Here is a 14,277-nt window from a genome sequence, read left to right on the forward strand (position 1 = left end):
AAATAACATACATAGAAAAATACGATTAATCGAAGTAAATGAAGATGTTGCATTTATTAAGTTGGATGACATCATTTCAATTATTATTGAAAAATGACTTTCTTAAAAAATGAGATTTTATAGAAAAAGCCCAACTAAATTAATATAAGTAAGTTATACATACTACCAGTAAGAGGTAATGAGTGCCCTCATATTTTCATTTAAATGCAAAAAGGACTCTAGAAATTAATCTAAAGTCCTTTTTGCTGTTTGAGTTTGAGTCTAAGTTAGATTTATAAATTAGTATACACTATGTTTATAGGTATATCAAGCTATTTCTTTTTACCTATTTAAGCTAATGGTAAAAAATCAAACCTTTTTGACATGTAATTTTACTTCATTTCTTAGTAGGCTATACTTTACCTTTAAGAAATTTCATTAAGTATTCGTTTCTATCAAACAACAGGATTTGCTATATGACTAGATGCTAGTAGTTTTATATCTGTGCTCCTTTTAGATTAGGTGATTGGTCATTTAAAACGGAAGAAATCCATTCATTTTATTTTGAATTTTCAGAAATAAACTTCATGAATGATTATTTTTCGCTTACAATAGAAAGAATTCTAGTTTTATATTAATGAAGAAAAGTGGTGTTTTCATTGATTTCAAGAGATTTAATGAAACAAATATCATTTCCGGCATTGCTCTTAGACAACGCTGCATTTGAAAGTAATTGTAAAAGCATAGCGGCAAAGGCAAATGGAAAAAGAATTCGAATTGCTACTAAATCGATTCGTTCGATTAAAGTATTACAAAGAATTCTAACATCCGATAGCGTGTACCAAGGTCTGATGTGCTTTAGTCCCCGTGAGGCATTATTTCTAATAGAAAAAGGTTTTGATGACCTTTTAATTGGCTATCCGTGTTGGGATAAAGAGGCATTACTTGAAATTGCAAAGCATAATCAAAATGGTAAGAAAATAATCTGTATGGTAGATTCTAAGGTTCACATTGATTTTTTTGAACGTATTGGTAAAGAAGTGAACGGTAAATTATATCTTTGCATTGACGTTGATATGAGTACGAAATTTGGTAATCTACACTTTGGTGTCCGAAGATCCCCACTTTCTGATGAAGAGAGTGTGTTAGCAATAGCAAGAAAAATAAAACAATCCGAGCATTTAGAACTAATCGGTGTCATGGGTTATGAGGCGCAGATTGCGGGTGTTGGAGAGCAGATGCCTTCCCAGAGAATGAAGAACAAAGTAGTTGCATATATGAAGAGGAAATCAATAAATGAAATTGCAACAAGGCGAAAGGAAATTGTGGAGGTTCTTCAACAGGAAGGGTTTACTCTTACATTCGTAAATGGTGGTGGAACCGGAAGTGTGGATTCTACTTCAAGTGAAGATGTAGTTACAGAAATATCGGTTGGATCAGGAATTTATTCTCCTATGTTGTTCGATTATTATTCTTCCTTTCAATATAAACCAGCATTATTCTTTGCATTACCGATAGTTAGAATACCAACACCTAATATATACACTTGTCTAGGTGGTGGATACATTGCTTCTGGTCCTGCCGGAAAAGATAAAGTTCCACAACCAGTCTATCCAAAAGGAGGAAAACTTTTGTCGTTAGAAGGGGCAGGTGAGGTACAAACTCCAGTTTACTTTGAACAAGCCAAGTTACAAATTGGTGATCCTATTGTATTTCGAGCTGCGAAAGCCGGGGAAATCTGTGAGCGTTTTCAAGAGATATTATGCATATCAAATGGCCAAATTTTGGACAGATATGACACGTATCGTGGGGAAGGAGTATGTTTTCTATGATAAAAACTGTTGAAAGACAAACATGGAAAAATTGGGCGCACACAAGTATAAGTAAACCAGAAAAAATCATATACCCAAGCTCAATCGAAGAAGTTTGTACAATTGTGAAGGATGCATCTTTACATAATAAAAAGATTCGTGTAGTAGGTGCAGGTCATTCTTTTACAAAAATTGTAGAAACTAATGAGTGGCTCATATCATTGGATTTATTAAGTGGAATTGTAGGGTTGAATGAAGAAGAAGGTACTGCTACCATACTTGCAGGAACACGATTGTATGACTTAGGGGAAGCACTTGGAAAGAAAGGCTACTCTCAAGAGAACCTGGGAGACGTTAATGTTCAAAGTATTGCAGGAGCATTATCCACTGGTACACATGGAACAGGATTAGCATTTGGTAATGTTTCAACGCAAGTCATAGCCTTAACATTAGTTACGGCAACTGGAAATTTGTTAACATTGTCTGAGAAAGAGCATCCTAATTATTTTAAGGCGAGTCTCGTTTCATTGGGCATGCTAGGCATAATTGTGGAAGTTAATGTGAAAATCATTAAAAGTCCAATATATGAATATGTTAGTGATAAAGTTTCATATGATCACCTGGAGAAACATTTAGAAGCATTAATACATTCAAATCGTCATTTCGAGTTTTATTTATTTCCGTATTCAGATTTAGTTCAAGTAAAAACAATGAATGTTACGGAAAAAAGTCCTCAGAGCTTAAAGGCTCATCATTATAAAAACCTTATCCTAGAAAACTACTTATTTTATATAATATCTGAAACATGTAGAATTTTTCCCAAAACTAGCTCTTTTTTTAGTAAATTGTCAGCAAAGGCAGTTGGCAAGGCAAACATAACAGCTCATAGCTATCATTTGTTTGCTACACCACGTTTAGTACGCTTTAGAGAAGTTGAGTATTCCATTCCGATAGAGCATATAAAGGTGGTTTTACGAGAAATAAGATATCAAATTAATATAAAACGTTATAATGTGCATTTTCCAATAGAATGTCGAACGGTAAAAGCGGATGATATTTGGCTTAGTCCATCGTATCAACGAGATTCATTTTATATTGCTTTTCATATGTATAAAGGAATGCCTTACGAAGAGTATTTTGCTGATATGGAAGAAATTATGAAGAGGTATCAAGGGCGTCCGCATTGGGGGAAAATGCATAAGCGTAGTAATGAAGACTTGAAGGAGTTATACCCTAAGTTCGCGGACTTTCAAGATATAAGAAAAGAATTAGATCCAAACGGCATTTTTCTTAACGATTATTTAGCAGATTTATTTTCAAATTCAAGTGAACCAGAAGCATTGAGTTTATAAGTATATCATTCGAAAAATATTGTAAAAAAAGACGGGTTCCATCGTATAAGGAAAACCGTCTTTTTTTCTAACAAGTAATATAACAAAATAATAACGAATGGATATTATTTGTTTTATATTCTAACTAAGAGTTTTTAATAAGATAAAATATTTACTATTTTGGTATCTTAAACGGTATTTTTTATAATACAAGAGTATATTTTTATATTATTCAGAAAATATTTACAATTTTAGGGATTCGTGTTATCTTATTTCTAAATATAACAAAATAACTATAATTAACGTATTTTTGTTATATACATTTTGGTTTGTAAGTTGGAATTCAGTAGTTGGACGCTTTTAAACGGATAATGTAAAAGCTGCCGACTCATACAAATTAACTTTTAACGGATTGGTTCAAATTATTGTTTGATTTTCCGTTTAACTGAGCTAATAGTAGTGCTTCTAGTTTCAGTTTAAACGGATTTAACTTACAAGCTTTTAGAAAAGAGGAGCAAAGAATTAAGGGAAGGGGGATATTTAATGATTATTCATGAAGTTGAGACTTATTCACAAAATCAAATGAAAGCGCTTCAACTCGGGCGGTTACAAGAAACATTAAAAAGAGTCTATAGAAATGTTCCTTTCTATCAAAGGAAATTTGATGAACTTGGATTAAAGCCAGAGGATATTACATCAGTAGATGAAATAAGTAAGTTACCCCTTACAGTAAAATCTGACTTACGCAATAGCAAGCCTTTTGAATTGTTTGCAACTTCTATGAAAGAAGTAGTTCGTATTCATGCATCATCAGGAACGAGTGGTTCACCAACAATCGTAGGATACACTCAAAATGACATTAGTCATTGGGCTGATATTGTGGCACGTGCTATTGCTATAGCTGGTGGGGAAGTAGATAGTGTGTTCCAAAATGCGTATGGTTATGGTTTATTTACAGGTGGATTAGGTCTTCATTATGGAGGAGAAAGACTTGGTATAACAACCATTCCGATTTCTGGAGGTAATACAACCCGTCAAATTAATATTATAGAAGTGTGTAAACCAACGGTAATTGCAGGTACTCCATCATATATTCTTAGAATTGCGGAAGAAATGGAAAGGATGGGTAAGGATCCTCTGGAATGTTCATTAAAGTATGGGATTTTTGGTGCGGAACCATGGTCTGAAGAGTTGCGAAAAGTTTTAGAAACTAAGCTTGGTATTAAAGCATGTGATATATATGGCTTGAGTGAGGTAATGGGACCAGGAGTTGCAATGGAATGCCATGAAGCTCAGAACGGGTTACATATTGCAGAGGATCATTTCATTGTAGAAGTGATTAATCCTGATACACTGCAGCCTGTTGCAGATGGAGAAGAAGGAGAATTAGTGTTTACCAGTTTAACGAAAGAAGCCTCACCGATAATTCGATATCGAACAGGAGATATAGCGTCAATTTCTAGAGGTAAATGTAGTTGTGGACGCACTACTATACGTATGTCTCGCGTAAAAGGCAGAATTGATGATATGTTAATTATCCGCGGCGTAAACGTGTTTCCTTTAGAAATTGAAGAATGTTTGCTTCGTAATGTAGATTTAGTGCCGCATTATCAAGTGCATCTGCTTTATAAAGATGCGATGGATCGTGTCGAATTACACGTGGAATTAAATGAACAAATATATCGAAATTGTAACGGTGATTTGATGAGTGATTATATTCAAAGTGTAACTAGAAAAATACAACACGATATGAAAAATCATTGTTTAGTTTCCATGAATGTTAAAGTCCAAGCACCTGGAAGTATTCCAAGGTCAGAAGGAAAAGCAATTCGGATTATCGATCATCGTAAGAAAGGATTACCGGTTTGAAAATATATTTTCTGAATTAATTGACTTTTTATGTAACAGAAAATTATAATACAGTTATAAAAACGTTATATGAAAAGGGTGTTCATAATGACGATTGTTACAGAATCATCAGATTCTCAAAAACTTGAATTATTTATGCAAAAAATAAATAGTGGCGAAAAGATTGAAGCAGATGATTGGATGCCTGAGGATTATAGGACCACGCTTATTAAGTTAATTTCAATGCATGGAATTAGCGAAATAATGGGAGCGCTTCCAGAGAAGGAGTGGGTCCCTAAGGCACCATCTTTACGACGAAAGTTAGGAATTATGGCAAAGGTACAAGACGAGATGGGTCACGGGCAAATATTGCTGAGGGTAGCAGAAGATTTACTCAAACCTTATGGAAAAGATCGAGGAGATTTAATGCAAGATCTTTTCAACGGTGATTTAAAGTTTCACAATGTGTTTCATATGCCTACTAAATCATGGGGAGATGCAGGGTTAATTGGTTGGCTAGTTGATGGAGCAGCTATAATGTCACAAACGAATATGCTGAATGCATCATATGGGCCGTATGCTAGAGCTCTCCATAGAATTTGTGCGGAAGAAGTTTTTCATGCTCAGCATGGAGAAGCCATTATTATGGCATTAGTAGAAGGTACTTCTGAACAAAAAGAGTTAGTACAAGATGCATTAAATCGATGGTGGGAATCATTGCTTATGTTCTTTGGTCCTGCAGATAGTGAAACAACCGGCACTTCGAAGCAAGATACGACTATCAAATATAAGATTCGTGTAAAAACAAATGAAGACTTGCGACAAAAGTTTTTTACGAAGTATGTACCGCGTATACTGTCTTTAGGTTTAACGATTCCTGACCCGACCATTCATTTTGATGAAGAACAGCAAAAATGGATATATCAACAACCCGATTGGAATGAGTTTAAGAAAATTATTCGAAACCAAGGACCACGATCACAAGATCGTTTAAGGTTGCGAAGAATGTCTTATGAAAATAATGCATGGGTTCGTGTCGCTTTAGCAGAAACAATCCATTAATCGAAAAGGAGGTTAATGCCAGTGGGTAATGATAAAAAAACCTTTTACCAAGAGTATGAAGTCTTCAGTAAACGAACACCTACTTCCACGTTTCAACACCAATTCAGCTTACTTGCCCCCAATAAAGAAATGGCTTTAATAATGGCTCAAGAAAACTTCATGCGTCGCGAAACAGTCGCAGATATTTGGGTAGTGAATCGCAAAGATATCGGAGCCATAACACCAGAAGATAAACAAATGCTAGTTCGATTAGATAACAAAGATTACCGTACTACGAAAGGCTACGGATATTTAAGAGAAAGATGGCGTCATTACGAGCAAAAGATGCTAGATGAGAAAGAAATTCTATCATGGGCAGGAGGGGATCAAAAATGAGTCAAGACTCCGTAACTTTGAGTTCTGAATATAAAGCGGCTTTAGTTGAACTATTATTTCAATTAGCTGACGATGATTTCTTATATTCGTTTCGAAATTCGGAATGGTTAGGATTAGCTCCTCATATTGAAGAAGATGTAGCATCATCGTCTATCACTCAAGATAGTATGGGGCATGCAGCTATGTTCTATGGATTATTACAAGATTTAGGTGAAGGAAAAGCAGATGATTTAGCTCATGCTCGCCCAGCTCAAGAAAGAAAGAACGCTATTATTGTAGAACGTCTTAATGGACCGGGGTATTACATGGAAAACGCTCAATATGATTGGGCATTTGCAGTAGTACGAAACTATTTCTATACACAAGCGAAGAAATTGAAGATGGATGCTTTAAAACTAAGCAGTTATAAACCGCTTGCAGAGGTGGCTGTGAAAGTAAATATGGAAATTTATTTTCACTTAATGCATTGGAGAACATGGTTTGTACAATTGCTGAGTTCAACTGAACAAGCAAAAACACGAATGTCAGAAGCGATAGAACAAGTTTGGAATGATTTTGGTGATATGTATTCATTAGGGAATCAAGAAACAGCAATTAAACAACAAGGACTTTTAGATGGTGATGATTTACAAGATAAGTGGATTGCAGCGATTACTCCAGTTTTTGAATCTGTAGGTATAGAAGTTCCAAAAGAGCTTAAAATCCAACAATATAATGGAAGGAATGGACTACATACAAGTGAAATAGACGATGCACTTGTAACACTTTCTGAAGTGTATAACTCTGATCCAGTTACAGCTTGGTAATTTTTCTATAAAGAGGTGAGAGAAATGGAGTGCCCTATACAAATAACAGAGAATGAAGTGTTGCATATTTTAAGAAATGTAAAAGATCCGGAAATCGATACTGTTAGTATTATCGATTTAGGTATGGTTGAGGCTATATCTATTCGGCAAAACTCAATCTTAATCAAAGTATTGCCAACTTTCCTTGGTTGTCCAGCATTAGATTTCATTAAAAGCAATATTATACGTGCTGTTCAAGATGTAACTGATTGTGAAGTGGTAGAAGTGGAGTTTTTAACCTCACCGCCATGGACATCTGATCGCATTACAAATGAAGGAAAAAGAGGCTTGAAAAAGTTTGGCATTTCACCTCCGCCAAGTCAATTAGAAGCAGATGGCTCATGGCATGTAGATTGTCCATATTGTGGTTCTACTTATGTAACTTTAGAGAATATTTTCGGACCAACTGCTTGTAGAAGCATTCTGTATTGTAAAAGTTGTAAAAATCCGTTTGAAGCAATGAAACCAGTATCAATATTAATGTAATAGGAGGAAAAAATAATGATTAAATTAATAGCTTTATATAAACATCCGGAAAATAAGGAAGCATTCGACGAGCATTATTTCAATGTTCATGCTCCAATTACAGAAAAAATTCCAGGTCTAAAGAAAATGGAAGTAACAAAAATTGTTGGTTCTCCAATGGGTGGAGAAGGAGCTTACTATTTATTATGTGAAATGTATTATGAAGATCACGAAGCATTGAAGCAAGGGATGCGTTCTGCTGAAGGAAAAGCATCAGGTAAAGATTTAATGGGCTTTGCTGGAGAATTAGTAACTTTAATGATTGGTGAAGAAGTATAATGTCCATTTTCATCGAAACGGCTATTTGTGAAAACATAGGATGTATTAAATTGAATCGTCCTAAGCAATTTAATGCATTAAATCGTAAAATGGTGAAAGAAATTGTAGATACGATGGAAGAGTTTGATCGAAATAGTGAAGTTTCTGTTATCTTAATCTCTGGAAATGGTCGTGCGTTCTCAGCTGGAGCCGATATTGATGAGATGGCTACAGACGGTACGATTGATTTAGAGCTGCTTAATCAATTTGCTGATTGGGATCGATTAGCGCTGATTAAGAAGCCAATAATTGGAGCGGTAAAAGGGTTTGTTTTCGGTGGTGGATTCGAATTGGCACTTTGCTGTGACTTATTAATCGCTGCAAATGGCACAGAATTTTGTTTTCCAGAAGTGAACCTAGGTGTTATGCCGGGAGCAGGAGGTACACAGCGATTAACAAAAATTGTAGGACGTACAAAAGCATTGGAATGGCTCTTAACTGGCGAAAGAATTCATGTTCGAGAAGCGAAGGAACATGGGCTAGTGAATAAGGTTGTCGAATTAGAATTATTAGATGAAGAAGCCTTTACATTTGCCAAAAGAATATCACTTCAACCGCCATTATCATTACGATTAATAAAAGATTCTGTAAATAAAGCCGTGGATTATTCCTTATATGAAGGAATGCAATATGAAAGAAAAAATTTCTACCTATTATTTTCTTCACACGATCAGAAAGAGGGTATGCAGGCTTTCGTTGAAAAGAGAAAGCCGAGATTTAAAGGGAAATAAGGAGGTAATGTGATGTTTGAAACCATTAATTATCAAGTTGTAGATGGTGTTGCTTGGTTACGATTGAATAGACCAGATAAACTAAATGCTTTTGTTGCTAAAATGAATAATGAAGTGAAAATAGCTGTTCGCAATGCTGCTTCTGATGATGAAGTAAGGTGTATCGTTATTACTGGTGAAGGAAGAGCATTCTGTTCTGGTCAGGATCTATCAGAAGTCAATGAAAGTATGGATCACGGTCAAATTATTAGGCAACATTATAGCCCGATGATTAAACAAATAACGCAATGTGAAAAACCGATAATTGCTGCGGTTAATGGGGTAGCGGCTGGTGCTGGATTTAGTTTAGCTTTAGCATGCGACTTTCGATTAGCTTCAGAGAAAGCTAGTTTTGTAAATGCCTTTATTCAAGTTGGTCTTATTCCAGACTCAGGAAATTTGTACTTTCTAAGTAAACTACTAGGTCGAGCTAAAACAGCGGAGTTAGCTATTTTGGGAGAAAAGGTTTCAGCATCACAAGCTTTACAGTTAGGTTTAGTAACAAGTGTCATTCCGTTGGATTCATGGGAGAAAGAAGTAACTGAATTTTCGATTAAGTTGGCTCAAATGCCTACGAAAGCAATTGGATTAATTAAACGATACATGCATTTTGCAGAAGAGCTTCCGTTTGAAGCATTTTTGGAAAAAGAAGCTGAAGGACAGCGAATTGCAGGGTTAACTAAAGATCATCGAGAAGGCGTACAGGCTTTCTTACAAAAAAGACAACCAACATTCATTGGTAAATAATGTAGTAGGAGTGTGACAATATGTCAACAATTAAAGATGTATCAGAGCAACAACCAGTGATGATAAGAAATCTCTATCATCTTATTATCAATGGTGAACAAGTAGCCAGTAGCGATAATTCAACCTTTAAAACATTCAATCCTGCTACTGGTGAACTGATTGCGGAAGTAGCTAAAGCAACTAAAGAAGATACGGAGAAAGCCATTCAAGCTGCACGTCACGCTTTTGATAATGGTAAATGGAAGAAGTCGCCGATTAATAAACGTTCACGAGTTCTTAATAAAATTGCTTCGATCATGCGAGCTCGATTTAATGAATTAGTAGAATTGGAGATTTTGGATACAGGAAAATCTCTTTCAGCATCACAAGGACAAGTAATGCAAGCGATTGAAGACTTTGAGTTCTATGCAAGTGCAATAGTAAGTCATCGAGGCGTTGTGAATAACATCCCTGGACAATTTCATAATTATACTGAAAAGGAACCTGTAGGTGTTTGTGCACAAATTATTCCATGGAATTATCCATTAATGATGGCTGCTTGGAAGATAGCACCTGCAATAGCGGTGGGCTGTTCAGTAGTAGTTAAACCAGCTTCTTTAACACCATTAACAGCGATTATTCTTGGTGAAATTTGTCTTGAAGCAGGAGTACCTGAAGGTGTCGTAAACATTGTTCCTGGTCCAGGAGCAGACGTAGGAAATTATCTTGTTGAACATAAGCTTGTCGATAAAGTAGCTTTTACAGGCTCAACTCCAATTGGGAAAAATATTATGGAAAGAGCTTCTCAAACTCTGAAGCGCGTAACGTTAGAACTTGGTGGGAAATCACCTAACATCGTGTTTGAAGATGCGGATTTAGATGCTGCGGTAGATGGATCATTATATGGAATTTTCTACAATTCAGGGCAGTCTTGTGAAGCCCGTTCACGTCTATATGTCCAGGAGGAAATTTATGAGCAATTCGTAAACAAATTTGTTGAAAAAACGAAGAAACTTCAATTAGGGAATCCATTTGATCAAGGTACACATGTAGGAGCTATTATTGATCAAACTCAACTAGATGTGATTGATTCATATGTGAAATCGGCCATCGTTGATGGTGCAGAGGTTCTTGTTGGTGGGAAAGCTGCAATGGTTGAGGGATTCGAAAATGGATTTTGGTATGAGCCAACAGTTATTGCGAATGTAAATCATGATATGAAAGTTGTTCAGGAAGAAATATTTGGTCCAGTAGTGGTGATTTTGCCATTCAAAGACGAAAAAGAAGCTGTCAAACTTGCTAATGATTCAGAGTACGGCTTAGGTTCAGCACTTTGGTCGAGAAATGGTGCCCGTGCAACTCGAGTAGCTAATCAAATTCAGGCTGGAATCGTGATGATCAATTGTCCATTCTCTGCCTTCCCAGGTACGCCTTTTGGTGGATATAAACAATCAGGCTTTGGACGTGAGCTTTGTATTGAAACCTTGGAGTTGTATACAGAAACAAAGAGTATCATGTCTTACTATGGAAGTCGTCCTCTAAATCCATTAGGAGTTTAAATATAAACTATTAGAGTAGAGAATAACTAGAAAAAAATCAATTGATAATAGACATGCTTGGAGCATAAGTCGTTCCTTTATAGAAATCTACAAGGAGATTTCCATCAAGGCCGCCTTACAACATAGGCATGTCTATTTTATCATTTTCCGACAGAAGACTCCTTCCTCAATCGTGTGAAGGGCGTAGCCCAACAATAGGTGGGAGATGAATGTCGGTTAGGCGTTTGCCTAAAGGTTTTTTTTTGAACGATTAACGTACTCGTTATAAAATCATTCTTAGTTAAGAGAAGGGCTGATATTACCGGTCAAGAAATTCTCCTATCAACGTAGTTAAGAAATATATTGAAAATCAAGGCATGCAGTGAGGTGAAAATCAATGCTAGTCAACAAAGCATATAAGTTTCGGATCTATCCAAACAAAAAACAAGAAATCCTAATTGCGAAAACAATCGGCTGTTCACGTTTTGTATTCAATCACTTTTTGGCTCAATGGACTGATATGTACAAACACACAGGCAAAGGGTTAGCTTACAACGCTTGTTCCTCCCAACTAACACAGCTAAAGAAAGAATTGGTTTGGTTAAACGAAGTTGACAGTATTGCTATTCAATCATCACTTAAAAACCTTGCTGATTCATATACTCGATTCTTCAAGAAACAAAATAAAGCACCACGATTCAAATCTAAAAAGAACAGACTACAGTCTTACACAACCAAGCACACGAACGGAAATATAGCCATTGTAGATCATAAAATCAAATTACCTAAACTTGGACTTGTTCGCTTTGCGAAAAGTCGGGAAGTAGAAGGTCGTATTCTGAATGCTACTGTTAGAAGAAATCCAAGTGGAAAATATTTCGTATCCATTCTTGCTGAAACAGACGTACAAGCATTTGAAAAAACAGGTTCTTCTGTTGGTGTTGACGTTGGACTAAAAGACTTTGCCATTTTGAGTACGGGAGAAATATTCTCTAATCCTAAATGGTTTCGCAAACTTGGAGAAAAATTAGCAACCACACAACGTATCCTTTCCAGGCGTGTGAAAGGTTCTTCCAATTGGAACAAACAACGTATGAAGGTTGCAAGAATCCACGAACGTATCACCCATGCAAGAACAGACTATTTGCAGAAAATCTCAACTTACATCATCAAAAACCACGATATTGTAGGGATGGAAGATTTGCAAGTATCAAATATGCTGAAAAACCACAAGTTAGCCAAAGCGATTGGCGAAGTGTCTTGGTCACAATTTAGAACTATGCTTGAATACAAAGCAAAATGGTATAGCAAAGAAGTAGTTGCGGTGTCTAAAACCTTTGCGAGTTCTCAGCTATGTTCGTGCTGTGGCTATCAAAACAAAGACGTTAAAAATCTAAACCTTCGTAAGTGGGATTGCCCTTCTTGTGGCACACATCACGACAGGGATATGAACGCAGGACAAAATCTTAAAAATGAAGCGATAAGGCTTCTAACCGTAGGGACTANNTAAGTGGTGGGTAGTTCAAGAAATGAAAAAACGAGATTCTCGGTATGGTTTAGCAACAATGTGCATTGGTGTAGGTCAGGGGATATCCGTAATTGTAGAGAATAGTAAGGAGTGAGGATAATGACCACTGTTCAGTATATAAAAGAAAATTATATTGCATATGTTACTCTGAATCGTCCAGATGTGCTGAATTGTTTTAATTATGACATGTTGCATGAATTGCAGGAGATTGTAACTACTATAGAATTGGACCCTGAGGTACGTGTTGTTATTTTCACAGGAGCTGGAGACAAAGCGTTTTCAGCAGGTGCAGATTTAAAAGAACGTAAAACATTAAATGAAACAGAAGTTAGAAGAAATGTGAAAGCGATAAGAGATGTATTCAATCATATCGCTGCATTACCACAGCCTACAATTGCGGCTATAAATGGTTTTGCGTTTGGTGGTGGCTTTGAATTAATGATTGCTTGTGATTTTGCAATTGCTGTTGATGATGCAACGTTAGGATTAACTGAAACGAGTTGGGCCATAATACCAGGTGCAGGAGGGACACAACGTTTACCGAGATTAATAGGTGAAATGAAAGCGAAAGAACTAATACTTACAGCAAGAAAGTTTTCTAGTCACGATGCCTTAAAATGGGGTATTTTAATGGATGTTGTTCAAAGAGAAAATTTAATGTCTTCATGCGAGAATCTTGCTTCAGAAATGTTGAAGAACGGACCTATTGCTCTACGCCAAGCTAAGTTTGCAATTAACCAAGGCATGAATGTTGATTTACAAACAGGATTAGCTATAGAATCAAAAGCATATGAATTTATTATTCCAACTGAGGATCGAACAGAAGCTCTACAAGCCTTTAGCGAGCGAAGACAAGCAAGTTTTAAGGGTAGATAATTGTTGCGGACCTTGGTAAATATTAGATATGATAGAAAAAGGTATAAAATTCGACAAATATACACATGCTTTGCAATCAGAAAGAGTGAGATGTAAATGAGCAATACGCAATCGATGATTTTTACGATTTATGGGGACTATATTCGACATTATGGAAATAAAATTTGGATTGGTAGTTTAATAAGACTATTAAAAGAATTTGGGCATAACGAGCAAGCTGTTCGTGTTGCTGTTTCACGTATGTTGAAGCAAGGCTGGGTGAAATCAGAGAAACAAGGTCACAAAAGCTATTATTATTTAACTCCACGTGGTGTACAGCGAGTTGAGGAAGCGGCTGAAAGGATATTTAAGCTCAACTCCCATGAATGGGATGGAAAGTGGCGTATTCTTATGTATACCATTCCAGAAGAAAAACGACAAATTCGCGATGAACTAAGAAAAGAACTATACTGGAGCGGTTTTGGAAGTTTTTCAAATGGTTGTTGGATTTCACCTAATAATTTAGAAAAAGAAGTAGAACTTCTAATCGGAAAATATAACATAAAGCCATATGTTGACTTCTTTGTTTCTGATTATAAAGGACCTCGGGAAAGTGAATCACTAGTAGAAAGAAGTTGGTCTCTATCAGAGATAGAGGAAAAATATGAGCAATTCATCACTATATATAGTAAAAAGTTTATTGTTCATCAAAGTATTATTCAACAAAAAGAAATGTCAGATGCAGAATGTTTTGTAGAACGGACGA

Annotated in this window: 14 protein-coding genes and 1 pseudogene; all 15 read left to right on the forward strand. The window is 36.0% G+C overall.

The window, feature by feature from the left end; translation table 11 throughout:
* The first annotated feature begins 641 nt into the window (after positions 1 to 641).
* On the forward strand, positions 642 to 1,811 hold the full coding sequence (locus tag V7014_RS05315; protein ID WP_438824870.1) for an amino acid deaminase/aldolase: 1,170 nt from the start codon (positions 642 to 644) through the stop codon (positions 1,809 to 1,811).
* The gene (locus V7014_RS05320; protein ID WP_438824871.1) at positions 1,811 to 3,142 is read left to right on the forward strand and encodes a D-arabinono-1,4-lactone oxidase; all 1,332 of its coding nucleotides are present in this window, start codon (positions 1,811 to 1,813) and stop codon (positions 3,140 to 3,142) included. Before V7014_RS05315 ends, V7014_RS05320 begins: the two co-directional genes overlap by 1 nt.
* A 522-nt stretch (positions 3,143 to 3,664) precedes the next feature.
* Entirely contained in the window at positions 3,665 to 4,990 is a 1,326-nt protein-coding gene (locus V7014_RS05325) for a phenylacetate--CoA ligase family protein (RefSeq protein ID WP_335504922.1), read from the forward strand.
* Positions 4,991 to 5,077: 87 nt separating this feature from the next.
* The gene (gene paaA / locus V7014_RS05330; RefSeq protein ID WP_335504924.1) at positions 5,078 to 6,031 is read left to right on the forward strand and encodes a 1,2-phenylacetyl-CoA epoxidase subunit PaaA; all 954 of its coding nucleotides are present in this window, start codon (positions 5,078 to 5,080) and stop codon (positions 6,029 to 6,031) included.
* A gap of 21 nt (positions 6,032 to 6,052) precedes the next feature.
* Entirely contained in the window at positions 6,053 to 6,406 is a 354-nt protein-coding gene (gene paaB, locus V7014_RS05335) for a 1,2-phenylacetyl-CoA epoxidase subunit PaaB (RefSeq protein ID WP_438824869.1), read from the forward strand.
* On the forward strand, positions 6,403 to 7,212 hold the full coding sequence (paaC, locus tag V7014_RS05340; protein ID WP_335504928.1) for a 1,2-phenylacetyl-CoA epoxidase subunit PaaC: 810 nt from the start codon (positions 6,403 to 6,405) through the stop codon (positions 7,210 to 7,212). The genes paaB and paaC overlap by 4 nt, the downstream gene beginning before the upstream one ends.
* Positions 7,213 to 7,236: 24 nt before the next feature.
* Positions 7,237 to 7,737, forward strand: a complete 501-nt coding sequence (paaD, locus tag V7014_RS05345) for a 1,2-phenylacetyl-CoA epoxidase subunit PaaD (RefSeq protein WP_335504929.1) — start codon at positions 7,237 to 7,239, stop codon at positions 7,735 to 7,737.
* Positions 7,738 to 7,752: 15 nt separating this feature from the next.
* Positions 7,753 to 8,055 (forward strand): EthD family reductase, encoded by a 303-nt coding sequence (locus tag V7014_RS05350; protein ID WP_335504931.1) that lies wholly within the window; start codon positions 7,753 to 7,755, stop codon positions 8,053 to 8,055.
* Positions 8,055 to 8,825, forward strand: coding sequence for an enoyl-CoA hydratase/isomerase family protein (locus tag V7014_RS05355; RefSeq protein WP_335504933.1), 771 nt, complete (start codon positions 8,055 to 8,057; stop codon positions 8,823 to 8,825). Before V7014_RS05350 ends, V7014_RS05355 begins: the two co-directional genes overlap by 1 nt.
* A 12-nt stretch (positions 8,826 to 8,837) precedes the next feature.
* Positions 8,838 to 9,611, forward strand: coding sequence for an enoyl-CoA hydratase-related protein (locus tag V7014_RS05360; RefSeq protein ID WP_335504935.1), 774 nt, complete (start codon positions 8,838 to 8,840; stop codon positions 9,609 to 9,611).
* 20 nt (positions 9,612 to 9,631) lie between these two features.
* Entirely contained in the window at positions 9,632 to 11,149 is a 1,518-nt protein-coding gene (locus tag V7014_RS05365) for an aldehyde dehydrogenase family protein (protein WP_335504937.1), read from the forward strand.
* A gap of 376 nt (positions 11,150 to 11,525) precedes the next feature.
* Positions 11,526 to 12,638, forward strand: coding sequence for an IS200/IS605 family element RNA-guided endonuclease TnpB (tnpB, locus tag V7014_RS05370; protein ID WP_335504939.1), 1,113 nt, complete (start codon positions 11,526 to 11,528; stop codon positions 12,636 to 12,638).
* A 7-nt stretch (positions 12,639 to 12,645) separates the two neighbouring features.
* Positions 12,646 to 12,750: pseudogene (locus V7014_RS05375) on the forward strand (hypothetical protein); the annotation flags it as partial.
* A 5-nt stretch (positions 12,751 to 12,755) separates the two neighbouring features.
* The gene (locus V7014_RS05380) at positions 12,756 to 13,532 is read left to right on the forward strand and encodes an enoyl-CoA hydratase-related protein (RefSeq protein WP_335504941.1); all 777 of its coding nucleotides are present in this window, start codon (positions 12,756 to 12,758) and stop codon (positions 13,530 to 13,532) included.
* Positions 13,533 to 13,628: 96 nt separating this feature from the next.
* Positions 13,629 to 14,277 (forward strand): PaaX family transcriptional regulator (locus tag V7014_RS05385; protein ID WP_335504943.1); only part of this gene is annotated, 649 nt, incomplete at its 3' end.

It is taken from the genome of Bacillus sp. JJ722 (assembly GCF_036963345.1).
In the GTDB taxonomy this organism is placed as follows: domain Bacteria; phylum Bacillota; class Bacilli; order Bacillales; family DSM-1321; genus Bacillus_AD.

Bases quoted from the DNA above. Each gene is read 5' to 3' on its own strand.
- V7014_RS05325 (WP_335504922.1), top strand. From the start codon at position 3,665: ATGATTATTCATGAAGTTGAGACTTATTCACAAAATCAAATGAAAGCG.
- paaA (WP_335504924.1), top strand. From the start codon at position 5,078: ATGACGATTGTTACAGAATCATCAGATTCTCAAAAACTTGAATTATTT.
- paaC (WP_335504928.1), top strand. From the start codon at position 6,403: ATGAGTCAAGACTCCGTAACTTTGAGTTCTGAATATAAAGCGGCTTTA.
- paaD (WP_335504929.1), top strand. From the start codon at position 7,237: ATGGAGTGCCCTATACAAATAACAGAGAATGAAGTGTTGCATATTTTA.
- V7014_RS05350 (WP_335504931.1), top strand. From the start codon at position 7,753: ATGATTAAATTAATAGCTTTATATAAACATCCGGAAAATAAGGAAGCA.
- V7014_RS05355 (WP_335504933.1), top strand. From the start codon at position 8,055: ATGTCCATTTTCATCGAAACGGCTATTTGTGAAAACATAGGATGTATT.
- V7014_RS05360 (WP_335504935.1), top strand. From the start codon at position 8,838: ATGTTTGAAACCATTAATTATCAAGTTGTAGATGGTGTTGCTTGGTTA.
- V7014_RS05365 (WP_335504937.1), top strand. From the start codon at position 9,632: ATGTCAACAATTAAAGATGTATCAGAGCAACAACCAGTGATGATAAGA.
- V7014_RS05380 (WP_335504941.1), top strand. From the start codon at position 12,756: ATGACCACTGTTCAGTATATAAAAGAAAATTATATTGCATATGTTACT.